Raw genomic sequence first — 25,245 nt, forward strand, 5'->3', positions numbered from 1 at the left:
CGGTCAGCGCCTCAGCGCCTCAGCGCCTGGAAGTCAGTGGCGATGAGCGACTCGATGTTCCGCTCGGCGAGCGCCGTGATGGTGACGAACGGGTTGACGCTGGCGTTGCCGGGGATGAGCGATCCGTCGATGACGTACAAGCCCGTATACCCGTGCAGCCGCCCGTGGTTGTCGGTCGCCCGGTTCAGCACCGCGCCACCGAGCGGGTGGTACGTGAGATGGTCGCCCCAGATCTTGTACGCGCCGAAGAGGTCGGTCCGGTAGATCGTCCCCTCCTTTGAGTTGATCTTGTCGAAGATCGTCTTGGCGGCGGCGATGGACGGCTGCTTCCACGCGGTCCGCCAGTTCAGTTCCACCGCACCCGACCCGGCGTTCCAGGAGAACTCCGCGCGGTGCGGGTTGTTCGTGATCGACAGATAGAACGAGGCGTAGGTCTCGATCCCGGTCGGCAGGGGCGCCACCTCGGCGAACGCGCCGCCCGCGGCCCAGTTGTCGATCCCGGCCGTGGGCATGGCGGACTGGAGCTTGCCGGTCGGGTCCCACAGGTGGTTGGCCCGCCCGCACATGACGTTCCCGTTGTCGCCCCAGCCCTTGCCGATCTCGCCGTTCAGGCCGGGCAGTACGCCGGTCGCCTTCAGCCGGGTCAGCAGCTTGCTGGTGCCGACGCTTCCGGCCGCGAAGAACACCGTGTCCGCGGTGACGGTCTGGGTGGCGGTGGTGGCGCCGCCGGTGTCGATCTGGTCGATGACGACGGCGTACCCCGGGCTGCCGCCGCCTCCGCTGCCGCCTCCGCCGCTCACCGGGGCCACGGAAGTGACCTTGTGCAGCGGCGAGATGGTGACCCGGCCGGTCGCCAGGGCGGCGGCCAGGTAGGTCTGGCGTAGCGACTTCTTGCCGTGGTTGTTGCCGTACAGGACCTCACCGGCCAGCGCGGACTTCGGTACGGACCCGGTCGCCTCCTGCGCCATGTACTCCCAGTCGTACACGTTCGGTACGAAGACGAACGGGAACCCGGAGCGCTCGGCGTGCTTACGGCCGACCCGCGCGTACTTGTAGCAGTCGGTCGTCTCCCACCAGCCGGGGTCGACGTCGCTGACGCCGAGGCCCGCGTTGGCGCGCGGATAGTAGACGTCGTACATCTCGTCGACGTCGACCGACGGGAGCACAGCGCCGAAGTTCTCGCGCCGGGGCGTGACCGCCATCCCCCCGTTGACCAGCGACCCGCCGCCGACCCCGCGTCCCTGGTAGACGGTGATCCCGCCGAAGTCCTCGGCGTCCAGGATGCCGGTGTAGCAGGGCACGTTCTTGTCGAGCGGGAAGCCGAGGAACTGGCTGATCGGCTGCCTGGTTCTGGTGCGGAGCCAGAACGAACGGAAGTCCGGCGCTGTGGTGTTGGCGAAGATCTTCCCGTCCGGCCCCGGGGTGTCCCAGGCCATCCCCATCTCGACCATGTGCACCTCGACCCCGGCCTCGGCGAGCCGCAACGCGGCGACCGAACCGCCGTAGCCGGTCCCGATCACCAGGGCCTGGACGTGGGCGCCGGGGTCGGCCTGCGCGTAAGCCGGTGTGGCGTGCCCCGCGAGGGTCGCGGCGCCGATAAGAGAACCTGTTCCAGCGATGAATCCGCGCCGGGTCACACCCGGCGAGCTCGCGTTGTGCCTGACAGTGGCGGTCATGTGATGTTCCTCACTCTCGACGGAATGAGAACACGTATTACTGCCGCTGCCTTACGAAGTCACCGCATACCGATAAGTAACTTTTGTCACGGCGTACGCTCCGCGCGCCGAGCAGCCAGGAGCAGCGCGATGTCGTCGGGGCGTTCGGTCGCGGTCCGTGCCTCGTTGATCAACTTGTTGGAGACGTCGACGAGCGAGGAGAACTCGCTGGTGGCGAGAGACCGTCGGAGCAGCTCGACACCTTCGTCGATGTCCGTGCCCGGGTGTTCCACCAGACCGTCGGTGTAGAGCGCGAGCACCGCGCCGGGCTCCAGCCGCAGTTCGGTGAGGCCGTACGACGCCTCCCCATCCACGCCGAGTACGACGCCACCCGCCAGGTCCAGCACTTCGGTGCGTCCGTCGGGGTGGCGCAGCAGCGGCTGTGGGTGCCCGGCGCGTACGGCCTGGGCGAGGCCGGTCACCGGGTCGAGGACGATGTAGCAGCAGCTGGCGATCTGGTCCCGTGCCAGGTCGATGAGCAGCCGGTTCGTGCCGCGCATCACTTCCTGGGGTGCTCCTCCGGAGAGCGCGAAGGCGCGTACCGCACTGCGGAGTTGTCCCATCGTCGCGGCGGCCGCGACGCCGTGGCCCTGTACGTCGCCGATGACGAGGGCGAGCCCCCGCTCGGTCTCCACGACGTCGTACCAGTCGCCGCCCACGTCCATGCCGTGGGTGCCCGGCAGATAGCGCCCGACCGTGTCCACGTCATCGCGGACCGGCAGCTCCTGTGGCAGCAGCGCGTCCTGGAGCCCGCGGGCCAGCGCGGCCTCGGAGTCGTAGCGCCTGGCACGCTCCAGGGCCTGCGCGATCAGTCCGGCGAGCGCGGTGAGGACCGTACGGTCTTCGGGGCTGAAGCCGCGTGGCTGGTCGAAGCCGAGAATGCACGAGCCGACCGGCCGTCCGGAGGCGATCAGCGGCAGGAAGGCGCGGGCTCCGCTGTGTGCGTCCAGCGGGATGCCGGGGTAGGCCGAGGCCAGGAGCTCCATCGACTCGAAGAAGATGGGCCGCCCCGAGGTGAGGGTCTCCACCCCTGGCAGCCGGGCGTCGAGTCCGACGCCGTCGAACCGGTCGAGGAAGCCGTGCGGGAAGCCGGTCTCCCAGGCCAGGTGGAGATGGCCCTCCCGGAGGAGGTAGATCGCCAGTTGGCGGCCACCGAACGCGGGCAGCAGCTCCTCGGTCACCACGGCCGACACCTGACGCGCGGTGACCGCCTCGGTCAGCGCGATGGCCAGGGCGACCGGGCGGTAGAGCGCGGCGGCGCGGTCGGCGGGTGACCCGAGACCCACGCCCGGCCGCACCACGGACGTGGGCGTGTACGAGGGCTCGTCCACCGCGGTGAAAGTGACGCTGATCCCGTCACGGCGGGGGTACAGCGACACCGACAGCCACTGCTGCGGGGTCCGGCAGGCAGCGAAGTGCACGGGGTTCAGGGACAGCAGCGCGGACCGGTAGTGGTCCTCGTACGCCGCGCTGCCCAGCCAGGGAACGGCCTCCCACAGCACCTGCCCGGCCAGCTGCTTGAGGCTCCGGCCGACCAGGGCCTCGGCCCGGTCGTTGGCGTGGACGACCCTGCCGAAGCGGTCCAGTGAGATGACGCCGTCAGGGAGCTGGTCGGGAGCCCCGGCCGCGACGATCCCGGTGCCGAGATCCACCAGCAGCCCGGTCAGGCGGCCGTGCAGGGCGTCGGCGTCCGGCGGGATGCGCCGCGCGGTCAGCTCCACCAGGTGCGGGTGTCCGTCCGCACCCAGCAGCCGCATCCTGCTCGCCACGGGGCGGTCCTGGTCGGCGGCCTGCAAGGCGGCGGCCCCGAGCCCGTAGGCGTCCTCCGGCGCGACCCGCCTGACCAGGGTCTCCAGGGTGGCGGGAAGGTCGCCGGGGGCCAGGCCGAGGATCGCGCGGATCTCCGCGTCCCCGTCGAGCAGACCCGTGCCGAGATCCCAGTCGTAGTGCCCGATGCGCACCGGCTGCACCGTGACCTCCGGCAACTGGACGGACACCGGGGCGTCGTTCCACCCGACGGGTGCCCCCGCCGCGGCCAGCTCCGACAGTGTGGCGCCGAGGCGCTGCGCGGCACGGTGCATCCGCCGCCGGTCCCCGCTGGTCGCCGGGGTGCCCGGGGTGGGACGGCGTACGGCCACCAGTACCCCGAACTTCTCCCGCCCGGCCATGATCGGCGCGTACAGCGTCCCGAAGTCAAAGGGCAGGCCCGCCATCAGCTGCGGGTAGCGCCGCATCGCCTCCTGCGAGTCGGTGAGGCTGACCGGCCGGCCCAGACGGTAGACATCCGCGACCGGGAAGGGCCGGTTCACATGCATCCGCGACCACGGTCCGAACAGGCGCACCGGCAGCCCCGCGATGACGGCGAGCCGCAGCTCACCGGGGTTCTGGGAGCGCAGATACAGACTCCCCGCATGCCCACCGACGGCCGCGACCGCCCGCGCACAGGCATGCGCGATCAGCAGCGCGAACCCATCCTCCCCCGCGGTCGCACCGGCCGACGGAGCACCCACGGGGGCACCTTCGGCAGCCGCTTTCCCGCTCATCTAGCCAGCGTGCCCCTGCGAGCGACCCCGCGCACGTCAGAACCCTCTCAGCGGAGGCGGCGCTCCTCCAGTGGCGCCGCGTGGAGGGGGCGTCCGGCTTCGTCGGGGAGGTGGGGGCTGGCCTTGGTGAGCGCGGACGGCGGCGGTTCATCGAGTGCGGCGACCAGACCCTCGACGTCGACGCCATGCGTCCGGACCCACTGTTGGTCGCCCATCGTTCACGCGACAGGGCCTTATCCACGGCACATGGCTGGTCCTACTCTCCACGGTGTCCAGCGCTCCTCATCATCGAAAAAATCGACCAAGGAGTAGACATGGAACGCCGTACGCTTCTCCGTGGCGCTGTCCTCGGCGCCGGAGCCGCCGCCTTCTCCGGCTCCCTGTGGCGGCAGGCCGCCGCCTATCCCGCCCTGCCAGGACCGAGCCCGTACGGTTCTCTGCAGTCGGCCGACGCCAACGGCATCATGCTCCCGTCCGGCTTCACCAGCCGGGTGATCGCCCGCTCCACGCAGACGGTGCCCGGCACCAGCCACGTCTGGCACCGGGCCCCCGACGGCGGCGCCTGCTTCGCGGACGGCTCGGGGTGGATCTACGTCTCCAACGCCGAGATGAGCAGTGGTGCGGGTGGCGTCAGCGCGGTGCGGTTCAACAGCGGCGGCTCGATAACCGGCGCGTACAGCATCCTGTCCGGCACCCACCGCAACTGCGCGGGCGGCGCCACCCCGTGGAACACCTGGCTGTCCTGCGAGGAGGTCGACAAGGGATACGTGTACGAGACCGACCCGTGGGGCGTGAACCCCGCCGTCCGACGGACCGCGATGGGCCGCTTCAACCACGAGGCCGCCGCCGCCGACCCGGTGCGCGAGGTCATCTACCTGACCGAGGACAAGAGCGACGGCTGCTTCTACCGGTTCGTGCCGGACACCTGGGGCGACCTGTCGTCGGGCACCCTCCAGGTGCTGAGAGAGATATCAGGCGTCCTCTCCTGGGCCAACGTCCCCGACCCCGACGGCCACCCCACCACCACCCGTAAACAGGTCTCAGGCGCCAAGAAGTTCAACGGTGGCGAGGGCTGCCACTACCGCGCCGACATCTGCTACTTCACCACGAAGGGGGACAACCGGGTGTGGGCCTACGACGCCGCCGCCAACACCCTCGCCGTCGTGTACGACGACAACGTCAGCGGTGCGCCCCTGACCGGCGTCGACAACATCACCGGCGCGAGCGTCGGTGACCTGTACGTCGCCGAGGACGGCGGCAACATGGAGATCTGCGTCATCACGCCCGACGACGTGGTCGCCCCCTTCCTCCGCATCACCGGTCAGTCCTCCTCCGAGATCTGCGGCCCGGCCTTCAACCCGGCGGGCGACCGCCTCTACTTCTCCTCCCAGCGCGGCACCTCCGGTTCCAGCAGCGGCGGCATCACCTACGAGGTGACGGGCCCCTTCCGCACCTCACTCTGACCTCTCGCGGGCAAGCTCCGCCGCGGTGCGCGGCGGGGCTCCACCCCGTAACGGATCAAGGGGATAAGAGGCTAAGAGGCTAAGCGGCTAGGGGGCTAAGGGATTAGGGGAAATACGATTCGAGTGTGCCGCGGCGTCGAATATCGAGCGTCGCGCAGTGGAAGGAGCCACCGAACGGCGCGTAATGCAGCAGATCGCAGGGAATCGGCTCGAACCCCCACCGTTCGAGCGCGCGCAGCATCTCGGTGTGATGCCGCTCCGCGATCACCCGCTTCTCGTCGATCATGAGAATGTTCATGCTGAGCCATTTGCCGCACATCGAGGTGACCCTGAGCAGGCGCTCGTCGATCGGATTCGGCTCGGGGGCGATCAGCACGTCCCAGGAGCTCAGCACGTCGGGCAGCCGGTCGACGTCGATGTACTCGGGATTGACCAGCACCTTGCCCGGCGCGAGCAAGAGAAACGTCGTATCGATGTGCATCGGCGCGCGGCACTGGCTCTCGACCTCGTGGATGCGATAGCCATCGCCGAGATGGCGGCGCAGCCATTCGATGCCCATGCCGTTGGTGACATTGCTTCGCGTAACGAACAGATCGCGCCCCGCACGTACGAAATCCGCCGCGTCGAACACCGGCTCGAACTCGGTGAGGATATAGCGCATGGGCTCGTCGGCGGTCGGACTACGGTAATCCGGCTCGAACAACGCGTCGGTGAGCTGCGGCCTCGGCGCCGCCGTCCAGCGCGCCCCCCGCCGGAAGTAGTCCTTGAGGATCGGGCGATACGAGTGGGTCTCGAAATATCGGCACGGCCACGCCATCGGGGTCTCGATGATCTCGTCACCGATCACCAGCATGCTGTCCCGGGGACAGGTGTTGCAGAAACCGCGCGACGTCCAGTCGGGAGTGCTGAACGACTGACTGTGGTCGACCGCGTCCGGCCGGGTCACGACGACGCCGAGTGACTCCAGCAGCTCGATGAACGCGTCGAGCTCCCGCTGCGCCCGTTCGATCAGCACGCGCGGATACTTGCGACCTGCGGCGAGCCCCAGCAACCGCGCCGCCCATGGCGGGATATTGCAGGACACCACCGGATGGCTGGACGGAATCGTCGCGTCATCGAGACGCCCGACGATGACCTCCTCCAGCGGGTCCCACTCGTTGTGTGAACTGACCGGCGAAACGAGAGGTTCCACGGCATCGGGCCTCTGCACTACTGTCATGCGCGGCCACCTTCGCTCGCGGCAATCGGTAACCCAACAAGCCCTTTTTAGCGTAGTCCCCCCAGAGCCGCCAGCCACCCCACCCGCCAGCCACCCCGACACCCGGCACAGGGATGCGGGCGGCGGGCCAGTAGAGTCGGCGGGTCAGTAGAGTGCGGGCCTGTCGCCCCCCGAATGCCGAGGTACCGCGCAGTGATCCCCGCACGACCAGGACCGTCAGGACCGTCCTCCGCCGTGACCGTCGTCGGGATCGGAGCCGACGGGTGGGAGGGCATCCCGGACACGTCCCGTGCCGCCCTGCGCGACGCGGAGGTGCTGATCGGAGGAGCACGGCAACTCGCTCTGCTGCCCCCGGAATGCGCGGGGGAGCGGGTCGTCTGGCCGTCGCCGTTGCGTCCCGCCGTTCCCGGGCTGCTCACCGCGCACGAGGGGCGCCGGGTCGCCGTGCTGGCCAGCGGTGATCCGATGTTCTACGGCATCGGACGCGCCCTCGTCGAGGAGCTCGGCGACGCCCCGCGGGTGCTGCCGCACCCCTCATCGGTCTCCTATGCCGCGGCCCGCGCCGGATGGCCGCTGGAGGACGTCGAGGTCGTCACGCTCGTCGGCAGGCCCACCGCCCGCCTCGCCGCGGCGCTGCACGACGGGCGGCGGCTGCTGGTGCTCAGCGCGGACGCCCGTACTCCTGGCGAGGTCGCCGGGCTGCTGCGGGAGCGTGGCTTCGGGCCGAGCCGGATGCGGGTCATGGAGCAGCTCGGCGGACCCCGGGAACATATGACGGGGGAGGTCTCCGCTGACGGCTGGTCCGCGGCGCAGGCACCCGGTGATCCCCTCAATATCGTCGCCGTCGAGTGCCGGCGGGCTCCGGACGCGCTGCGGCTCGGTGGCGTGCCCGGACTCCCGGACGACGCGTACGAACACGACGGGCAGCTCACCAAGCGGCACATCCGTGCCGCCACCCTGGCCGCGCTCGCGCCCGCGCCGGGCGAGCTGCTGTGGGACGTCGGCGGTGGGTCCGGGTCGATCGCGATCGAGTGGATGCGGGCGCACCCCTCGTGCCGGGCGGTCACCGTCGAGCGCGATCCGGTACGGGCCGAGCGCATCACGCGTAACGCCGACCGGCTGGGCGTGCCGTCCCTACGTGTCGTCGGTGCGGCCGCGCCCGCTGTCCTGGCCGGACTCCCGTCCCCCGACGCCGTGTTCGTCGGCGGAGGGCTCACCGCGCCCGGTCTGCTCGACGCGTGCTGGGACGCGCTGCCCGTCGGCGGTCGGCTGGTCGCCAACACCGTGACGCTGGAGTCCGAGGCGCTGCTCGCCGACGCCTACCGGCGCCATGGCGGCGAGTTGGTGCGACTGGCGGTGGCGCACGCCGTGCCCGTCGGCGGGTTCACCGGCTGGCGGCAGGCGATGCCGGTGACCCAGTGGGCCGTCCAGAAGACCCTCAACCCCCTTCCAGGAGCGGACAACAGATGACCGTGTACTTCATCGGCGCTGGCCCCGGCGCCGCCGACCTGATTACGGTGCGCGGCGCCCGTACGCTCGCCGCCTGCCAGGTCTGCCTGTACGCGGGCAGCCTGGTCCCGCGCGAACTGCTGGCCGAATGCCCGCAAGGCGCCCGCCTGGTGGACACCGCCCAGCTCAACCTGGACGAGATCACCGCCGAGTTGCTCCGCGCCCACCAGGAGGGCCATGACGTGGCCCGGCTGCACTCCGGCGACCCGTCCGTGTTCAGCGCGGTCGCCGAGCAGATGCGGCGGCTGGACGCCGAGGGCGTGCCCTACGAGGTCGTCCCCGGCGTGCCCGCCTTCGCCGCCGCGGCCGCCGCCCTGAAGCGGGAACTGACCGTGCCGACCGTCGGCCAGACGGTGATCCTCACCCGCGTCGCCCAGCGCGCCACCGCCATGCCCGAGGGTGAGGACCTGGCCACACTCGGCCGGAGCGGCGCCCTGATCGTGTTGCACCTCGCCGTCCAGTACGTGGATCGCGTAGTCGATGAACTGCTCCCGCACTACGGCGCCGACTGCCCCACCGCCGTCGTCGCCTACGCCTCCCGCCCCGACGAGCTGATCCTCCGCGGCACGCTCGACGAGATCGCCGGGAAGGTGAAGGAGGCGGGCATCCTGCGGACCGCCGTGATCATGGTCGGGCGGACGCTGGGGGCGGAGCAGTTCGGGGACAGCCACCTGTACTCGCCTGAGCGGGATCGGCACGTCTGCTGACGGCAGACAGGTAGTCAGGTAGTCAGGTGGACAGCGGCGCGGTCGTTACGCCACCGCGCTGCGGCCCACCACCGTGCCCGCCCGGTCGACGCAGATCACGTCGACCGCGACCGGCGCCCCGCGCAGCACGGCGAGGGCCTCGTCGCGGGCCGCCGCCGCCACGAGGTCGCCGAGCGGCACCCCGGCCGCCAGGCACAGCTGGAGCGCGGCGAGTCCGGTGTTGGCGCCCGCCACCTCCGTGGCCAGTGCGTCGTCCGCGCCGCCGCGCCGGGCCAGCTCGGCGAGGAAGCCCTTGTCGACCTGGGAGCGGCCGGAGTGCAGGTCGAGGTGGCCCGCGGCCAGCTTGGAGAGCTTGGCGAAGCCGCCGCAGATCGTCAGCCGGTCCACCGGGTGGCGGCTGATGTACTTGAGTACCGCGCCCGCGAAATCGCCCATGTCCAGCAGGGCGTCCTCGGGGAGCGCGTACTCGGCGACGACCGTCTTCTCGGACGTCGAGCCGGTGCACCCGGCGACATGCGAGCGCCCGGCCGCGCGGGCCACGTCCACGCCGCGCCGGATCGAGTCGATCCACGCCGAGCACGAGTACGGCACCACGATCCCGGTGGTGCCCAGGATGGAGAGGCCGCCGAGGATGCCCAGGCGCGGGTTCCAGGTGGAGCGGGCGATCTCCTCGCCATGGTCGACGGAGACGGTGATCTCGACGTCGCCGGTGCCGCCGTGCCGGGCGGCGACCTCGGCGACGTGGTCGCGCATCAGCTGGCGGGGGACCGGGTTGACGGCGGGCTCGCCCACCGGCAGGGGCAGGCCCGGGCGCGTGATGGTGCCCACGCCGGGACCGGCCTGGAAGACCACTCCGGCTCCGGCCGGCAGCCGCCGCACCGTGGCCCGGACCAGCGCGCCGTGGGTGACGTCCGGGTCGTCACCCGCGTCCTTGACGATCCCCGCCATCGCGTGCCCGTCGGCCAGCTCCTCGGCGGCCAGCGCGAACGACGGCGTGTGCCCCTTGGGCAGGGTGATGGTCACCGGGTCGGGAAAGTCGCCGGTCAGCAGGGCGGTGTACGCGGCTGTCGTGGCCGCGGTCGCGCAGGCGCCGGTCGTCCAGCCGGGGCGCAGACCGGTGTGCTTGAGTTGGGCGGCACGTCCACCCTGCGCCTCGGGGACACCCTGCGCCTCACCACCGCTGTGTGCCTCACCACTCATGAACGGACCCGGGCTTTCATGCACGTACTGATACTGGGCGGAACGACGGAAGCCCGCCAACTGGCCGAGCTGCTGCACTCCGCGAGCGACGGTGGCCTGAAACTGACCAGTTCACTCGCCGGGCGGGTCGCCAGCCCCCGACTGCCACCGGGCGAGGTGCGCGTCGGTGGCTTCGGCGGGGCCGACGGGATGGCGGCCTGGCTGCGCGAGCACGAGGTGGACGTGCTCATCGACGCCACCCACCCTTTCGCCGGGACCATCAGTTTCCACGCGGCGCGGGCCGCCGCCGCCACCCATGTTCCCCTGCTCGCATTGCGGCGACCCGGCTGGGTCCCCGGTGCGGGCGACCGGTGGCACGAGGTCGGCTCGCTGGCGGAGGCCGCGGAGCTGCTGCCCACGCTGGGCAGCCGGGTGTTCCTCACCACCGGGCGGATGGGCCTGGCCGCGTTCGCGCACCCCGCGGCGGACGACCTGTGGTTCCTCGTACGGTCGGTCGACGCGCCCGAACCCCCGCACCCGCCCCGGATGGAGGTGCTGCTCGACCGCGGCCCCTTCACCCTCGACGGGGAGCGCGAGCTGCTGCGCCGCCACCGCGTCGACGTCGTGGTGACGAAGGACAGCGGGGGAGCGGCCACGGCGCCGAAGCTCACGGCCGCGCGCGAGGCCGGGCTGCCCGTGGTCGTGGTCCGCAGGCCGCCCGTCCCGGAGGGCGTGCCCGTCGCCGCCGACCCCACGGAGGCGCTGCGCTGGCTCCAGGAACGCCTGGACCAGGGCGGCGCCGCCTGAGAGCGCGTCTTCGAGTGCGGCGCCGCGACGGTTCAGGCCTCCGGGTAGCGGCGGGGTGTCCAGACGATCTCCTCGCCGTCCCCGCGCCGTACGACCCGCGTCTGTGAGGAGCCGACCAGCAGCACCGTACGCATGTCGACCTCGGCCGGGTCCAGGTCGGCCAGCCGTACGATCCGGACCCGCTCGCCGGAGCCGCCCACGTCCCGCGCGACCACCACCGGCGTGTCCGGCGCCCGGTGCTCCAGCAGAAGTTCGCGGGTCTTGCCCACCTGCCAGGTACGGCTCTGGGAACCGGGGTTGTAGAGCGCCAGCACCAAGTCCGCCGAGGCGGCGGCGCGCAGCCGCTCGGCGATGACCTCCCATGGCTTGAGCCGGTCGGACAGGGAGACCGTGGCGTAGTCGTGCCCGAGCGGGGCGCCCGCGCGGGCGGCGGCCGCGTTGGCGGCGGTCACGCCCGGCAGCACCCGCACCGGGACGTCCAGGTACTCCGGCTGGGCGGCGACCTCCAGCACGGCCGTGGCCATCGCGAAGATCCCCGGATCGCCGCCGGAGACCACCGCGACCCGCCGCCCGCGCCGGGCGAGGTCGAGCGCGAACTCGGCGCGTTCCGACTCCACCTTGTTGTCCGAGCCGTGCCGGACCTGACCGGGCCGTACCGGCACCCGGTCCAGATACGTGGTGTAGCCGACGAGGTCGTCGGCGGCGGCGATGGCACCCCGCGTCTCGGGCGTCAGCCACAGCGGACCAGCCGGGCCGGTCCCGACCACCACGACCTCACCCCGCTCCCGCGTCGCGGGCCGCTCGACGTCGACCCGGCTCGGCAGCACACCCACCGAGAAGTACGGCACCGACTCCGCGTCCACGTCAGCGAACTCGGCGACCCGCTCCCCGTCCATGGTGGCCCGCTCGACATACCGGGCCTCGCCCAGCCGCCCCGAACCCTCCATCGCACGGCGCACCTTGGGGAACGTACGCCCCAGCTTCATCACCACGGCCGTGTCCGTCGCGGCGAGGCGCGCGGTCAGCTCGTCCTCGGGCAGCGTGCCCGGCAGGATGGTGAGGATCTCCTCGCCCTCAGCCAGCGGGGTGCCAAGGCGGGCCGCCGCGGCGGACACGGAGGTGACTCCGGGGATCACCTCGGTGTCGTACCGGTCGGCCAGTCGCTTGTGCATGTGCATGTAGGAGCCGTAGAAGAGCGGGTCGCCTTCCGCGAGCACCGCGACCGTCCGGCCCGCGTCCAGGTGTACGGCGAGCCGGGCCGACGCCTCGGCGTAGAACTCCTCCATGGCGCCCTTGTAGCCGCCGGGGTGGTCCGTGGTCTCCGTCGTCACCGGGTAGACCAGGCGCTCTTCGACGTGGTCGGCGCGCAGGTGCTTCGCCGCGATCGAGCGGGCGATGGACCGGCCGTGCCGGGCGCTGTGGTACGCGATCACGTCCGCTTCGGCGATGACCTCGACGGCCCGGACGGTCATCAGGGACGGGTCACCGGGGCCGAGCCCGACGCCGTACAGCTTGCCGCTCGCGTCGGCGCTCACGTTGCCACTCACCTTGTCGCTCACGTTGTCGCTCACTCTTCTTCACTCGCGATCGCGTTGAGCGCGGCGGCGGCGATGGCGCTGCCGCCGAGACGGCCGCGTACCACCAGGTGCTCCAGGCCCGACGGGTGTGCGGCCAGGGCGTCCTTGGACTCGGCGGCGCCGACGAAGCCAACCGGCACACCGATGACGGCGGCCGGACGGGGCGCGCCTTCCTCGATCATCTCCAGCAGACGGAAGAGCGCGGTGGGCGCGTTGCCGACGGCGACCACGGCACCCTCCAGGCGGTCCCGCCACAGCTCCAGGGCGGCGGCGGTGCGCGTGGTGCCCATCTTCGCGGCGAGTGCCGGGACCGACGGGTCGGAGAGCGTGCACAGCACGTCGTTGTCGGCGGGCAGCCGCTTGCGGGTCACGCCGCTGGCCACCATCTGCACGTCGCAGAGGATGGGCGCGCCCGCACGCAGGGCCTCGCGGGCGCGGGCCACCACGTCCGGGGTGTGGCCGAGGTCGCGTACGAGGTCGACCATGCCGCAGGCGTGGATCATCCGGACCGCGACCTGGCTGACGTCAGCGGGCAGGGCCGCGAGGTCCGCCTCCGCGCGGATGGTGGCAAAGGACTGGCGGTAGATGGCCGCGCCGTCCTTCTCGTAGTCGAACACTGTGCTCTCGCTCATCCGTTGACGTTCGTGGTGCGTGCCGCCGCCACGCTGGCGGCGGCATCGGTGGTACGGGGATATCCGTCCCGTACGACGGTGACCCGGTAGCCGTCCGTGCGGGCGACCACGTCGACGTGGTCGCCGCGCGGTCGGCCGCAGCGGCGTTCGCAGCCCGACCAGTACACGGGCAGCGGGTTCGTACCGGCGCCTTCGCTGTCGAGGGCCGCCGCCGCGTCCGTACGGACATCCGCCAGGGACTTGGCACAGCCGGGACGACCGACGCAGGCACCCGCACCAACCCAGGGTGAGGCTGGGTCGGTGACCAGGCCCACAGCCTCCAGAGCTTCCAGGGCTTCCAGAGCGGGCACCCCATGGGCGGCCACGTCCGGCAGGACGATGCCCCGCCAAGGAGTCAGCCGCAGCTCGCCGCCGTGCTGGGTGAGGGCATCCCACTGTTCACCGGTGAGCTTGCCCAGGGGGGCCAGTACGGACAGCGACCGCCTGCCGCCGGGACCGGTGATGACGCCCGGCGCGGGACCGGGAGCAGCGGGACCCGGAGCAGCGGCGGGACCCAGGACCCCCGTACCGCGCGGAGCCTCGGCGGATCGCGCGGCCGTAGGCAGCCGTCGTACGACCTCGCGCGCCAACTCCTCGGGACCGCCGGGCAGCTCCCCCATCCGCCAGGCGCGTCCCTGACTCGCCTCGCCCGCCTCGCCCGCCGCGCTCGCTGTGACGAACGCCTCGGCGGCCAGCAGCGCGGCCCGGGGAGCATCCTCCGTAGCGACGGTAAGCGTCTCCGAACCGATCGATACCCACGCGCACTCACCTCCCGCCGCCCGCAGGGCGATGTCGGCGCCGAGCGCCGCCACATCCCCCCGCCCGTCGTCGATGGCGAACAGGAAACGGCCCGACAACGCGATCGCAGCTTCGCTCTCGCACAGCATCGCGTCCAGGGCGTGCAGCCACAGCCGTACGTCCACAAGCCCCTGTCCGTCGAGCCCGGAGAGCGGCGAGGCGACGATGTTGCGCACCCGCTCGTGGGCGCGGGACGGCAGCAGTCCCGCCGCGTCAAGCAACTCGGCCAGCTCCAGGCCATCCCCGCTGTCCAGCCCGCGCAACTGCACGTTGCCGCGCGAGGTGAGGTGGAGGTCTCCGTCGCCGAGCCGCCTGGCCGCGTCCCCCAGGGCCAGCGCCTGCCGCGCCGTCAGCACACCGCCCGGAATCCGGACACGGGCGAGCGCGCCATCGTCCGCGCTATGCAGACGCAAAGCTCCTGGACAGGCGTCGTCGCGCTGCCGTGGACGCATCGCGTCAGGGCGCGGAGAACCTGCGGGGGCGGTGGGCATGGCGGCGAGCATACCGACCATCACACGAACCGTAAGCTCCGCGCTTGGGCCATAGCTTCCCGTCGCCTCCCCTCGCCCCCCAGCGCTTCCCCTCGCCCTTACTATGACCCTCGGTGGATCACGCGGTCCGCCAACGCCACCACGGCGACAGGGGAGGAAGCCCGGTGTGAATCCGGCGCGGTCCCGCCACTGTGAGCTCGGCCTCAGTCCGTCAGGACGGTGGCCGGGTGAGCCAGGAACTCCCTTCCCCACGCTCTTGACTTCGCTCGATTCGACCGATTCGCGCGGAGTCGCCAGAGCAGGGGAAACCCCATTCCGACACAACCCCGGGGCGCGGACACCCCGAGGAAGGCCGCCGCCGCATGCTCCTGCTCCTGTCGACGTCCGACACCGACCTGCTCAGCGCGCGCGCCGCGACCGGCCCGGTGACCTATCGCTTCGCCAACCCCTCCCGGCTCGCGCTCGACGACCTCCCGGCCCTGCTCGACGGCGTCGACCTGGTCGTCGTACGCCTCCTGGGCGGGGTCCGTGCCTGGCAGGACGGCCTCGACCAGCTCACCGCGAGCGGTCTGCCGGTTGTCGTGCTCACCGGTGAACAGGCCCCCGACGCCCAGCTGATGGCCGCCTCCACGGTCCCGATCGGCATCGCGGCCGAGGCGCACGCCTACCTCGCGCACGGCGGCCCCGGCAACCTCGAACAGCTCGCCCGCTTCCTCTCCGACACCGTGCTGCTCACCGGCCACGGCTTCGACCCGCCCGCGCCCGCCCCCACCTGGGGCCCACTGGACCGCGAGGCACGGGAGGCGGATGAGGCACGGGACGTCACAGGCCCGACGGTCGCCGTGCTCTACTACCGCGCCCACCACATGAGCGGCAACACCGCCTTCATCAGCTCGCTGTGCGACGCCATCGAGGACGCGGGCGGACGGCCCCTTCCGCTGTACGTGGCGTCCCTCCGCGCCCCCGAGCCGGAGCTGATCGACGCACTGCGGGCCGCCGACGCCATCGTGACCACCGTCCTCGCGGCGGGCGGCACCAAGCCCGCCGAGGCATCCGCGGGCGGCGACGACGAGTCCTGGGACGCGGGCGCCCTCACCGGCCTGGACGTCCCGATCCTCCAGGCCCTGTGCCTCACCGGCTCGCGGACCGCCTGGGAGGAGAGCGACGAGGGCGTCTCGCCGCTGGACGCCGCCAGCCAGATCGCCGTACCCGAGTTCGACGGCCGCCTGATCACCGTGCCGTTCTCCTTTAAGGAGATCGACGCCGACGGCCTTCCCGCGTACGTGGCCGACCCCGAGCGCGCCGCCCGCGTCGCCGGAATCGCCGTACGCCACGCACGCCTCAAGCACATCCCGGCCGCCAGCAAGCGCCTCGCCCTGGTCCTGTCCGCGTACCCGACCAAGCACTCCCGGATCGGTAACGCGGTCGGCCTGGACACCCCCGCCAGCGCGGTGGCGCTGCTGCGCCGACTCCTCGACGAGGGCTACGATTTCGGCCCGGCCGAGGACATCCCGGGCCTCGCGTCCGGTGACGGCGACGAGCTGATCCGGGCGCTGATCGAGGCGGGTGGCCACGACCAGAACTGGCTCACCGACGAGCAGCTGGCCCGCAACCCGGTCCGTATCCCGGCCGCGGACTACCGCCGCTGGTACGACACACTGCCCGCGGAACTGCGCTCCGCCGTCGAGGAGCACTGGGGCCCGGCACCGGGCGAGATGTTCGTCGACCGCAGCCGCAACCCGGAGGGCGACATCGTCCTCGCCGCCCTGCGCCGCGGCAATCTGCTCATCCTGATCCAGCCCCCGCGCGGCTTCGGCGAGAACCCCATCGCCATCTACCACGACCCCGACCTGCCGCCCTCGCACCACTACCTGGCCGCCTACCGCTGGATCGCGGCCTCCGCCGACGACGGCGGCTTCGGTGCCGACGCGATGATCCACCTCGGCAAGCACGGCAACCTGGAGTGGCTGCCCGGCAAGAACGCGGGCCTGTCCGCCGCCTGCGGCCCCGACGCCGCGCTCGGTGACCTGCCGCTGATCTACCCCTTCCTGGTCAACGACCCGGGCGAGGGCACCCAGGCCAAGCGCCGCGTGCACGCCACGCTGATCGACCACCTGGTCCCGCCGATGGCCCGCGCCGAGTCGTACGGCGACATCGCGCGCCTGGAGCAACTCCTCGACGAATACGCCCAGATCTCCTCCATGGACCCGGCGAAACTCCCGGCGATCCGCGCCCAGATCTGGACCCTCATCCAGGCCGCGAAGCTGGACCACGACCTGGGCCTCGCCGACCGCCCGGACGACGACGGCTTCGACGACTTCCTGCTGCACGTCGACGGCTGGCTGTGCGAGGTCAAGGACGCCCAGATCCGCGATGGTCTGCACGTACTCGGCAATCCGCCGGCCGGCGCCGACCGGGTCAACCTGGTCCTCGCCATCCTGCGCGCCCGCCAGATCTGGGGCGGCTCCTCGGCACTTCCCGGCCTGCGCGAGGCCCTGGGTCTGGACGAGTCGGCACCGGGCCGTACGGCCGCCGATGCCACCGAGGCACAGGCCCGCGCGCTCGTCCAGGCGATGGACGACGCGGGCTGGGACCTGGCGGCCGTCCCCACCGACCAGGGCGAACAGGTCGCCGCCATCCTGGAGTTCGCCGCTCGCGAGGTCGTTCCGCGGCTCGCCGGGACCACGGCGGAACTGGGCCACGCGGTCCACGCCCTGAACGGCGGCTTCGTCCCGGCAGGCCCCTCAGGATCCCCGCTGCGCGGCCTGGTCAACGTCCTTCCGACGGGCCGCAACTTCTACTCCGTCGACCCCAAGGCGGTCCCGTCCCGCCTCGCGTGGGAGACCGGCCAGGCACTCGCCGACTCCCTCCTGGAGCGCTACCGCACCGACAACGGCGACTGGCCCACCTCGGTCGGCCTCTCGCTGTGGGGGACAAGCGCGATGCGCACGGCGGGCGACGATGTGGCCGAAGCCCTGGCCCTGCTCGGCATCCGCCCGGTCTGGGACGACGCCTCGCGCCGCGTCACGGGCCTGGAGCCCATCCCGTACGAGGAGTTGGGGCGCCCCCGCGTCGACGTCACGCTGCGCATCTCCGGCTTCTTCCGCGACGCCTTCCCGCACACGATCGGGCTGCTTGACGACGCCGTACGGCTGGCCGCGTCCCTGGACGAGCCCGCGGACGTCAATTTCGTCCGCGCCCACACCCAGGCCGACCTGGCGGTCCACGGCGACGAACGCCGGGCCACCACCCGTATCTTCGGCTCCCGCCCCGGCACGTACGGCGCCGGACTGCTCCAGCTCATCGACTCCCGCGACTGGCGCACCGACGCCGACCTCGCCGAGGTCTACACGGTCTGGGGCGGCTACGCCTACGGCCGCGAACTCGACGGCTGCCCGGCCCGCGAGGAGATGGAGACGGCGTACCAGCGGATCGCGGTCGCCGCGAAGAACACGGACACCCGCGAGCACGACATCGCGGACTCGGACGACTACTTCCAGTACCACGGCGGCATGGTCGCCACCGTCCGCGCACTGCGCGGGACGGCCCCGGAGGCGTACATCGGCGACTCCACCCGCCCGGAGACGGTCCGCACCCGCACGCTCGTCGAGGAGACCTCCCGCGTCTTCCGCGCCCGGGTGGTCAACCCCAAGTGGATCGAGGCGATGCGCCGCCACGGCTACAAGGGCGCCTTCGAACTCGCCGCCACCGTCGACTACCTCTTCGGCTACGACGCCACCACGGGCGTGGTCGCCGACTGGATGTACGACAAGCTCACCGAGACGTACGTCCTGGACCCCACCAACCGCGACTTCCTCCAGCAGGCCAACCCGTGGGCCCTGCACGGCATCGCCGAGCGGCTGCTGGAGGCGCAGTCGCGCGGGATGTGGGAGAAGCCGGACCCGGCGGTGCTGGAGGCGCTGCGGCAGGTGTACCTGGAGACGGAGGGGGACCTCGAGGGCGAGTGACGACGACGGGCGAGTGACCGACGGGCGAGTGACCGACGGGCGGGCGCGCAGACCGCGCCCGCCCGCCTCGGCGTCTTGTCGCCTTGTCGCCTTGTCGCCTTGTCGCTAGGTCCGCAGCGCGCGCCGCAGTCGGCGTCCGACGCACTCGACCGTGAGGCTGACCAGCAGCGATGCCAGCAGGACGCTGGTGACCACGGAGAAGTCGAAGGCCCCGAGGCGTTCGCTGAGGAGTCGGCCAAGACCCGCCGCGCCGACGACACCGACGATGGCGGTGTCGCGTACGCAGATCTCGAACCGGTAGAGCGTGTACGTGAGCAGATGGTTCGCGGACGGCGGTGCCACGGACGCCACGGCCGCGACCACGCGGGGTACGCCGGAGTCGCGCAACGAGTCCCGGGGCCGCAGATCCATCGTCTCCCAGGCCTCGGCGACCAGCCGGCCGAGAACGCCCCCGGTGTAGAGCCCCAGCGCCAGCGCCCCGGGCAGTACGCCGGGGAAGAGAGCCAGCAGCGCGACCACGGCCCACACCGTCGGGGGGATCGACCGCAACACCAGGAGCAGCAGCCGGGACACCCACCAGGCGGTCCATCGGCCCCAGGCCGCGGGGCCACGGCGGTCGGCTCGCGGGCGGCTCGCCCAGGGGCCCACCAGCAGTGTGATCACGACGGCCACCACCATGGCGAGTACGGCCATGGCCAGGGTGTCGAAGGTGGCGTCGGCCAGCACCCGCATACCGCCGTCGGGGAGTTCGGGCGGCCACATGTCGCCGATCAGTTGAGCGGTGAGCTCGTGGGTGCGGGGCGAGGTGAGCCCGGCCGGGGAGAGGCCGACCCACCACCAGGCGAGGACGACCGTCGGCAGCACCAGCATCAGGGACCAGCGGGTCGAGCGCGACAGCCCATCGGGCGACCGGCCCTTCGGCGCCTGCCCCTTTGCCGCCTGCCCCTTTGCCGCCTGCCCCTTTGCCGACTGGCCCGCCTCGCGCGGCCGCTCGTGTCCGACCGACCAGTCGGCGCAGGTCACCACGGCGACATCGGAGCGGACGCGATTGCTCCACAGCTCGACCACTCCCGCGAGCGCGAGGAGCGTCGCGACCAGCGTCCAGACCTCGCCCCAGTTACGGGACTGGAGGCTCACGGTGAGCTCGAATCCCAGGCCGCCGACCCCAGCGACCCCGAGCACGACCGCGGACCGCAGCGCGCACTCGAACCGGTAGAAGGAGTACGACAGCAGCAGCGGCGCCGTACCCGGCAGCAGGGCGTAGGCCAGGGCGGAGAACGGCCGGGCCCCGGCGGTGCGCAGCGCCCGTAGCGGCGCGTCCGGCACGCTGTCGAAGGTCTCGCCGAAGACCTGGGCGCTCTGCGCCCCGAACGGCAGGGTGAGCGCCAGGACCGCGACGAGCGGGTCGAGGCCGAGCACGCTGACGAAGAGCAGCGCCCACACCAACTCGTGAACCGAGCGAACGGCCACCAGCACGCCGCGCAACACCAGCCGCCCCACCCGTACCGGCCAAGGCGGCGCGTCACCCCACGCCACATCGCTGAGGATCAGCCCGCCGACCAGACCCAGCACCAGCGCCCCGGCCGTCCCGAGGAGGGCCAGCGCGAGCGTCGTCGCCGTCGCCTCCAGCACCACCTGGAGGAAGTCGGGTTCCAGGGAGGGGCGCAGTACGGTGGCCGCGAGGTCGTCGAGCAGGGCCAGGCCGCCCCAGTTGACCAGATCGCTCCCCGCGGGGAGGGCCCGCCGCACGGCCCAGAGCAGCAGGGCGGTCACGGCCACCAGCGCGCTGAGCTTGCGGAGCAGTACCGTCCCTCCGCTGACGGCCTTTCGCCCCTGTGTGGACGCGGCCGCCTGGGGCGGCGGGGCGCTGAGTCGGAGCGTCATGTGAGCGTGTACAGCTGGTGCAGGGCCGCGTCGCTCACGTCGGCGGCCGGGCTGTCGAGGACGATCTCACCGTGGCGCAGGCCCACCACACGCGTGCAGTGCTCGCGGGCGAGCGCGGGCTGATGCAGGCTGACCACGAGCGTACGGACGGCCGTTCCGGTGCCGAGCAGGCCGAGGATTCCCGCGGCGCGCACCGGGTCGAGACTGGAGACGGGCTCGTCGGCCACCACCAGGTCCGGCGACTGCACCAGCAGCCGGGCGATGGCCACCCGCTGCCGCTCGCCGCCCGACAGCCGCTCGGTGCGTTCGTGCAGCGCCCAGCCCAGATCGACGCGGTCGAGCGCGTCCCGTACCACGTCGAGCGAACGCGGCCAGACCAGCGAGGCCAGCGCGCGGGGCGTGCTCCACTGGCTGAGGCGGCCCGCGTTGACGTTGTGCAGCACCCGTACCTGCTCGATCAGGGCGAGGTGCTGGCTGACCGAGCCGATGCGCTGCTGGAGCAGCCGCCGCCGTGCGGCCGGCAGCCGTGCCGGGTTCTCGCCGAAGACCTCCAGGGTGCCCGTGGTCGGCTCCAGTGATCCGTTGAGCAGGGCCAGCAGGGTGCTCTTACCGGCGCCGCTGGTGCCGAGTACCGCTACGCGTTCCCCCGCGTGGACGGTGAGGTCCAGCGCGCGCAGCGCCTCGTGCGAGCCGAACCGGTGTCCCGCGCCGCTGAGCCTGAGGACCGGCGTGGCGTCGGTCACCGCAGCAGCCCCAGGTCGCGGGCCACGTCCTCGATCTGGTCGTAGGCCGAATTCCTGGTCCGTACGAACGACTTGGCGCCGAAGAGCTTCAGCAGCTCGGCGTCCTCGGCGTCGCGGTGGTCGAGCCCCAGGAGCAGGTCCAGCACCTTCTCGCTGGTGCCGTCGCCGAAGGTCTTGTCGAGGTCCGGGCGGGCAAGCCAGTGGTAGTCGGCGTAGCCGGGGGTGCGCCACAGCACGGCCACCTTGCTCTCGTCGACGTCGCCTGCCGCGACGGTGGACTTCCAGACCTGTTCGTTGACGGCTCCGGTCTCGAAGCTGCCGCTGGCAACGAGTTCGATGGTGGCGTCGTGCGAGCCGGAGAAGCCCGCTGTGCCGCGCAGCGCGCTCGTCTTGAGTCCGGCCTGCCGCATGAAGTACTCGGGCATCAGCCGCCCGGAGGTGGACGTTTCGCTGCCGAAGGTGAGGGTGTGCCCCGCGAGGCCGCGCAGCCCGTCCATCGTCGTGAACGGCCGCAGCCCCGCACTGCTGTGGGCGATGAAGAGACTGCGGAAGTCGGCGTCGATGTCGCGTTGCGCGAGGGCGGTGGAGCCCGGCCTGCGCTCGCGCGCCTGGACGCCGGTCAGCCCGCCCATCCAGGCCAGGTGTACGTCGCCGATCTCGAAGGCGCGTACTACGGCGGTGTAGTCGGTGACAGGACGGTAGACCACGTCGAGGCCGGTCGCGTCGGCGAACCGCTTGGCCACGGCGGGGTAGAGCCTGCCCAGCAGCTCCGGGTCCTGGTCGGGGATGGCGGCGATCCCGAGGGGGCGCGCGTCCGCTCCGGCTCCGCTGCCGCTGCCGCTGCCGCAGGCGCTCAGCAGCAGCGTCGCTCCGGCGCCGAGGAGCAGACCGCGACGGCCTATCGGCCTCTGAGGCATGCGCACTTCCTTGTCCTGAGTGGTTCCGGAGTGGTTCCGGAGTGGTTATCGGGAGGGTGGTTATCGGGAGGGCCGGGATGTCGGTCACGCGGCGACGCCCGGCGACGTCCGGCGCCCGGCGTGGGCCATCACCCCGCCGACCAGCGCGACGGACAGCAGGAAGGCCGCCGAGGTCGCGGAGCCGCCCAGGAGCGGATCGCTGAACCCGATCTGCGCGTACAGCGACACCGCGCCCGCCACACCGACGGCCGCCGCCGCCCAGCCCAGTACGGCGAGCTGACTTCGGGCGACCACCAGCACCAGGGCACCAACCACGAGCAGCACCAGTCCGCCGACGAGGTTGTACCTGCCGAGGCTGAGCGACCAGTCGGTGGACGCCAGGCCGGAACCCAGCCGGGCGAGCGGCTCATCGGCCGACGCCACCACGCTGTAGGCGCCCACGACCACCGCGACCGCTCCCCACACGAGGCCGAGCGTCCGGGCGGAGCCCACCCGGGCCCGTACCGCGTCGACGGCGAACACCCGCCCGGCCGAGGAGAACAGGATCACCACATGCGCGCCGATCATCAGCCAGTACGACCAGGGCCATTCGTTCGGCGCGAACGCCACCGAGAGCCCGATCGCCACGGACTGGGCCACCCCCAGCGCGGCGGCCACCCGCACCCAGGCACCCGTCACCAGCAGCACCGCGAGGGCGGTCTCGACCAGCAGCACCAGCCAGCCGAATACCTCGATGTTGGGCAGTACGGCATGCTCCACGACCCAGCTGTACGGCGGGAACACCGGGTCGCTCACGGCGAAGGACGTGAAGTGGAAGAGCCCCTTGTCGGCGTCTTCGCCGAAGTCCGGTGGCCGCTTCCACACCACGTTGTAGAGCCACATCAGACCGAGCAGGACGCGCAGGAAGACGGCGGCGTAGGCCTGTTCGCGACGGACCTCGTCGGTCGCGGGGGCCAGCAGCCACCGTACGGGCGCGAGCAGTGAGCGAGTGTCAGGCACAGCGGAACACCTCACGTCCCGATTGGGCGGCGGCGTCCTGGACGGCGAGCGTGTCCCGTACGACGCCGAAGACCTCGGACAACGGCAGCGGGGCGTCGGCGATCCGCATATGCGGATCGGTGACCGCCACGGGATGCCACCAGGCGCCGTCCGCCGTGAGCGTCGGCTCGGGCTCAAGACCCTCAAGGGAGACATGTACGCCCTTGTCGGCGAAGCCCTCATGGGCCACCGGCCGGATGATCCGGTCCGGCATCGCGATCCCGGCCGCGTCGAGCCGGTGGTGCAGCGCTTCGACGCCCTGGGGGTCCTCGTCGTACAGCGTGGCGGCCACCCGTACCCGGAATCCGAGCGAGCGCGCCAGCGTGATGCCGTCGACCGCCCGATTCCACGAGCCCGCGCCGCGCTGCCGGTCGTGCACCTCGGGGGTGGCCGAGTCGAGGCTGATCTGGAGGACCACATCGCGGTCCAGGTTCTCGAGGGTCTCCCGGCGGGTGCCCTTGCCGAAGATCATCCCGTTGGTCAGTACGGTGCGCTCCAGACCGTCCGCCGCCGCGATCAGGGCACCGAGCTCGGGGTGCATAAAGGGCTCACCACCGGTGAAGAGCACCTCCCGCCCGCCCTGGGCCGTGAACTCCCCGAACACCTCGGTGGCGAGGTCCGTGCCAAAGCGCCGGGCGGCCGCCTTCGGGGACGACTCGGCACAGCAGTAGGCGCACGCCAGGTTGCAGTCGAAGTTCGTGTAGATCCACAGCCGTCGGCCCACCGGCATCCGCTCACCCGGAGTGAACACCGTGACCGCCGCAGCGGGCCTGCCCGCCTTGCGTACGGCGAACCACCAGGGCCCGTCGGCCGATTCGGCGACCTCGGTGACGACCTCATGCCCGATCAGATCGGCCCAGGCGGGCAGGTCGGTGACGACACTGACCTCCGCGCTGCGGACACCGAGCAGCTGCCCGGCTTCGAGCCGCCGCATCGCGCGGGTAATCAGCAGCAGCAGACCGCTGCCGCAGTCCATGTCACCGCCGTCGACGAGCGCCCCGACCTCGCCGAGGGGCCCGCCGGGTTGAGGCTTCTGACCAGCATGTGCCTGTTCGACCATGCTGTCACCGTAGTGACGGCGGGCAGGCCCCGCATCGGATCGCTCCTTACGAAACGCTGACGCCAACCCGGACGCCGACTCGTCGTACTGCCGGGCCTGAGAGCCTGTGTCTGAACCCCCGCCTGCGCCCCGACGCCCGGCACGCACCCTCGCCGCACGGCGCCGCAGGACAGGTGGCTCCGCCACATGACCTGCGACCCCGCACGCCGAGGGCACGCACCGACCGCCGCTGCGCCCGCGCTCCGCGCGAACGACGGGGGTTCAGACACAGGCTCTCCCCACCCGGTCTACGCTCACCACCATGACCCAGCACGGCACATCGCGCCCCGACAACTCAGCGACCCGGACGGAGTACTGGGAAGACGTCCACCACAGCAAGGACGTCGACGGAGTGTCCTGGTGGCAGTCGGTCCCGGGGCTCTCCCTGGGCCTGGTGGACCAGACAGGACTCGGCTGCGAGGAGCCGATCATCGACGTCGGCGCCGGGTGGTCCACCCTCGTGGACCACCTGCTCGAACGCGGCTACCGGGACCTGACGGCGGTCGACCTCTCCACCACCGCCCTGGCCACCGTCCGGGACCGGCTCGGCCCGGCCGGGGCCGACGTCGTGCTCACCATGGCTGACGTACTCGACCTGCGGATGGGCCGCACGTACGCCCTGTGGCACGACCGCGCGGTCTACCACTTCCTCACCGAGCCCGAGGAGCGCGCCGACTACCTCGCCTCGCTGGAGCGCTCACTGCGGCCGGGCGGCTGGCTCGTGGTGGCCACCTTCGGCCCGGACGGCCCCACCACCTGTAGCGGCCTGCCCATCGTCCGCTACACCCACGCCGAACTCGCCGCCCAGTTCCCCGGCTACGAGCTGGTCGACACCGCAGGCGAGGACCACCTCACGCCGTGGGGCACGTCGCAGCAGTTCACGGCGGTGTTGCTGCGCCGCCGCTGAGCGGACCCTA

19 protein-coding genes and 1 riboswitch are annotated in these 25,245 nt (G+C 71.9%); of the genes, 6 read left to right on the top strand and 13 right to left on the bottom strand.

From position 1 onward, the window contains the following. Window positions 1–11: 11 nt before the first annotated feature. From GCN81_RS20605 to GCN81_RS20615, 3 genes are all read right to left on the bottom strand, one after another. A complete protein-coding gene (locus tag GCN81_RS20605; protein WP_156726084.1) occupies window positions 12–1,676 on the bottom strand; it encodes a GMC oxidoreductase in 1,665 nt (554 codons plus the stop codon). An 86-nt stretch (window positions 1,677–1,762) separates the two neighbouring features. Beyond that, window positions 1,763–4,258: a SpoIIE family protein phosphatase gene (locus GCN81_RS20610; RefSeq protein WP_156726085.1), complete on the bottom strand. Its 2,496-nt coding sequence runs from the start codon at window positions 4,256–4,258 to the stop codon at window positions 1,763–1,765. A 47-nt stretch (window positions 4,259–4,305) separates the two neighbouring features. Continuing rightward, window positions 4,306–4,473 (bottom strand): hypothetical protein, encoded by a 168-nt coding sequence (locus tag GCN81_RS20615; RefSeq protein WP_156726086.1) that lies wholly within the window; start codon window positions 4,471–4,473, stop codon window positions 4,306–4,308. A 99-nt stretch (window positions 4,474–4,572) separates the two neighbouring features. Here GCN81_RS20615 and GCN81_RS20620 point away from each other — a divergent pair, with 99 nt between their 5' ends. Beyond that, window positions 4,573–5,721 (top strand): alkaline phosphatase PhoX, encoded by a 1,149-nt coding sequence (locus GCN81_RS20620; RefSeq protein WP_156726087.1) that lies wholly within the window; start codon window positions 4,573–4,575, stop codon window positions 5,719–5,721. Window positions 5,722–5,824: 103 nt separating this feature from the next. Here the strand turns inward: GCN81_RS20620 and GCN81_RS20625 are convergent, their stop codons facing one another. Further along, window positions 5,825–6,940, bottom strand: a complete 1,116-nt coding sequence (locus GCN81_RS20625; protein ID WP_156726088.1) for an amidinotransferase — start codon at window positions 6,938–6,940, stop codon at window positions 5,825–5,827. A 174-nt stretch (window positions 6,941–7,114) separates the two neighbouring features. Between GCN81_RS20625 and cbiE the strand changes: the two genes are divergently transcribed. After that, the gene (gene cbiE, locus GCN81_RS20630) at window positions 7,115–8,410 is read left to right on the top strand and encodes a precorrin-6y C5,15-methyltransferase (decarboxylating) subunit CbiE (protein ID WP_197287720.1); all 1,296 of its coding nucleotides are present in this window, start codon (window positions 7,115–7,117) and stop codon (window positions 8,408–8,410) included. Further along, window positions 8,407–9,156 (top strand): precorrin-4 C(11)-methyltransferase, encoded by a 750-nt coding sequence (cobM, locus tag GCN81_RS20635; RefSeq protein ID WP_156726090.1) that lies wholly within the window; start codon window positions 8,407–8,409, stop codon window positions 9,154–9,156. Before cbiE ends, cobM begins: the two co-directional genes overlap by 4 nt. A gap of 45 nt (window positions 9,157–9,201) precedes the next feature. Here the strand turns inward: cobM and GCN81_RS20640 are convergent, their stop codons facing one another. Then, window positions 9,202–10,356: a cobalt-precorrin-5B (C(1))-methyltransferase gene (locus GCN81_RS20640; protein WP_156726091.1), complete on the bottom strand. Its 1,155-nt coding sequence runs from the start codon at window positions 10,354–10,356 to the stop codon at window positions 9,202–9,204. 18 nt (window positions 10,357–10,374) lie between these two features. Between GCN81_RS20640 and GCN81_RS20645 the strand changes: the two genes are divergently transcribed. Then, a complete protein-coding gene (locus GCN81_RS20645; RefSeq protein WP_156726092.1) occupies window positions 10,375–11,142 on the top strand; it encodes a cobalt-precorrin-6A reductase in 768 nt (255 codons plus the stop codon). Window positions 11,143–11,174: 32 nt separating this feature from the next. Here the strand turns inward: GCN81_RS20645 and GCN81_RS20650 are convergent, their stop codons facing one another. Genes GCN81_RS20650 through GCN81_RS20660 form a run of 3 tightly spaced genes read right to left on the bottom strand, consistent with a single transcriptional unit; the run spans window position 11,175 to window position 14,691 of the window. Continuing rightward, window positions 11,175–12,701 (bottom strand): precorrin-2 C(20)-methyltransferase, encoded by a 1,527-nt coding sequence (locus GCN81_RS20650; RefSeq protein WP_267904596.1) that lies wholly within the window; start codon window positions 12,699–12,701, stop codon window positions 11,175–11,177. Window positions 12,702–12,709: 8 nt separating this feature from the next. Then, window positions 12,710–13,351 carry a precorrin-8X methylmutase gene (locus GCN81_RS20655; RefSeq protein ID WP_156726093.1) on the bottom strand — a complete coding sequence of 214 codons (642 nt, stop codon included), beginning with the start codon at window positions 13,349–13,351 and terminating at the stop codon, window positions 12,710–12,712. Next, a complete protein-coding gene (locus tag GCN81_RS20660; RefSeq protein ID WP_197287737.1) occupies window positions 13,348–14,691 on the bottom strand; it encodes a nitrite/sulfite reductase in 1,344 nt (447 codons plus the stop codon). Before GCN81_RS20660 ends, GCN81_RS20655 begins: the two co-directional genes overlap by 4 nt. A gap of 141 nt (window positions 14,692–14,832) precedes the next feature. Further along, window positions 14,833–14,921: riboswitch (cobalamin riboswitch) on the top strand. Between the two features lie 120 nt (window positions 14,922–15,041). Between GCN81_RS20660 and cobN the strand changes: the two genes are divergently transcribed. Then, window positions 15,042–18,647: a cobaltochelatase subunit CobN gene (cobN, locus tag GCN81_RS20665; protein WP_156726095.1), complete on the top strand. Its 3,606-nt coding sequence runs from the start codon at window positions 15,042–15,044 to the stop codon at window positions 18,645–18,647. 105 nt (window positions 18,648–18,752) lie between these two features. Here the strand turns inward: cobN and GCN81_RS20670 are convergent, their stop codons facing one another. The 5 genes from GCN81_RS20670 to GCN81_RS20690 all read right to left on the bottom strand — a co-directional run bounded on the left by GCN81_RS20670 (window position 18,753) and on the right by GCN81_RS20690 (window position 24,289). Beyond that, window positions 18,753–20,531, bottom strand: a complete 1,779-nt coding sequence (locus GCN81_RS20670) for a PhnE/PtxC family ABC transporter permease (RefSeq protein WP_156726096.1) — start codon at window positions 20,529–20,531, stop codon at window positions 18,753–18,755. Further along, window positions 20,528–21,274 (bottom strand): phosphonate ABC transporter ATP-binding protein, encoded by a 747-nt coding sequence (locus GCN81_RS20675; protein WP_156726097.1) that lies wholly within the window; start codon window positions 21,272–21,274, stop codon window positions 20,528–20,530. The genes GCN81_RS20670 and GCN81_RS20675 overlap by 4 nt, the downstream gene beginning before the upstream one ends. Beyond that, complete coding sequence (locus GCN81_RS20680) at window positions 21,271–22,191, bottom strand: putative selenate ABC transporter substrate-binding protein (protein WP_156726098.1); 921 nt, start codon at window positions 22,189–22,191, stop codon at window positions 21,271–21,273. Before GCN81_RS20680 ends, GCN81_RS20675 begins: the two co-directional genes overlap by 4 nt. An 84-nt stretch (window positions 22,192–22,275) precedes the next feature. Further along, window positions 22,276–23,190 carry an Rv1678 family membrane protein gene (locus GCN81_RS31970; protein WP_197287721.1) on the bottom strand — a complete coding sequence of 305 codons (915 nt, stop codon included), beginning with the start codon at window positions 23,188–23,190 and terminating at the stop codon, window positions 22,276–22,278. After that, the gene (locus GCN81_RS20690; protein ID WP_156726099.1) at window positions 23,183–24,289 is read right to left on the bottom strand and encodes a radical SAM protein; all 1,107 of its coding nucleotides are present in this window, start codon (window positions 24,287–24,289) and stop codon (window positions 23,183–23,185) included. Before GCN81_RS20690 ends, GCN81_RS31970 begins: the two co-directional genes overlap by 8 nt. A 301-nt stretch (window positions 24,290–24,590) precedes the next feature. Between GCN81_RS20690 and GCN81_RS20695 the strand changes: the two genes are divergently transcribed. Continuing rightward, window positions 24,591–25,235 carry a class I SAM-dependent methyltransferase gene (locus GCN81_RS20695; protein ID WP_156726100.1) on the top strand — a complete coding sequence of 215 codons (645 nt, stop codon included), beginning with the start codon at window positions 24,591–24,593 and terminating at the stop codon, window positions 25,233–25,235. The last annotated feature ends 10 nt before the right edge of the window (window positions 25,236–25,245 follow it).

Source organism: Streptomyces apocyni (assembly GCF_009739465.1).
Classification (GTDB): Bacteria; Actinomycetota; Actinomycetes; order Streptomycetales; family Streptomycetaceae; genus Streptomyces; species Streptomyces apocyni.

What these genes read in the sequence shown, in the direction of transcription:
- GCN81_RS20645 (WP_156726092.1), top strand. Translation starts at nt 10,375, where the DNA reads ATGCACGTACTGATACTGGGCGGAACGACGGAAGCCCGCCAACTGGCC.
- GCN81_RS20670 (WP_156726096.1), bottom strand. Translation starts at nt 20,531, where the DNA reads ATGACGCTCCGACTCAGCGCCCCGCCGCCCCAGGCGGCCGCGTCCACA.
- GCN81_RS20605 (WP_156726084.1), bottom strand. Translation starts at nt 1,676, where the DNA reads ATGACCGCCACTGTCAGGCACAACGCGAGCTCGCCGGGTGTGACCCGG.
- GCN81_RS20640 (WP_156726091.1), bottom strand. Translation starts at nt 10,356, where the DNA reads ATGAGTGGTGAGGCACACAGCGGTGGTGAGGCGCAGGGTGTCCCCGAG.
- cobN (WP_156726095.1), top strand. Translation starts at nt 15,042, where the DNA reads ATGCTCCTGCTCCTGTCGACGTCCGACACCGACCTGCTCAGCGCGCGC.
- GCN81_RS20625 (WP_156726088.1), bottom strand. Translation starts at nt 6,940, where the DNA reads ATGACAGTAGTGCAGAGGCCCGATGCCGTGGAACCTCTCGTTTCGCCG.
- GCN81_RS20615 (WP_156726086.1), bottom strand. Translation starts at nt 4,473, where the DNA reads ATGGGCGACCAACAGTGGGTCCGGACGCATGGCGTCGACGTCGAGGGT.
- GCN81_RS20610 (WP_156726085.1), bottom strand. Translation starts at nt 4,258, where the DNA reads ATGAGCGGGAAAGCGGCTGCCGAAGGTGCCCCCGTGGGTGCTCCGTCG.
- GCN81_RS20690 (WP_156726099.1), bottom strand. Translation starts at nt 24,289, where the DNA reads ATGGTCGAACAGGCACATGCTGGTCAGAAGCCTCAACCCGGCGGGCCC.
- GCN81_RS20620 (WP_156726087.1), top strand. Translation starts at nt 4,573, where the DNA reads ATGGAACGCCGTACGCTTCTCCGTGGCGCTGTCCTCGGCGCCGGAGCC.
- GCN81_RS20660 (WP_197287737.1), bottom strand. Translation starts at nt 14,691, where the DNA reads ATGCTCGCCGCCATGCCCACCGCCCCCGCAGGTTCTCCGCGCCCTGAC.
- GCN81_RS20680 (WP_156726098.1), bottom strand. Translation starts at nt 22,191, where the DNA reads ATGCCTCAGAGGCCGATAGGCCGTCGCGGTCTGCTCCTCGGCGCCGGA.
- GCN81_RS20655 (WP_156726093.1), bottom strand. Translation starts at nt 13,351, where the DNA reads ATGAGCGAGAGCACAGTGTTCGACTACGAGAAGGACGGCGCGGCCATC.
- cobM (WP_156726090.1), top strand. Translation starts at nt 8,407, where the DNA reads ATGACCGTGTACTTCATCGGCGCTGGCCCCGGCGCCGCCGACCTGATT.
- GCN81_RS20695 (WP_156726100.1), top strand. Translation starts at nt 24,591, where the DNA reads ATGACCCAGCACGGCACATCGCGCCCCGACAACTCAGCGACCCGGACG.
- cbiE (WP_197287720.1), top strand. Translation starts at nt 7,115, where the DNA reads ATGCCGAGGTACCGCGCAGTGATCCCCGCACGACCAGGACCGTCAGGA.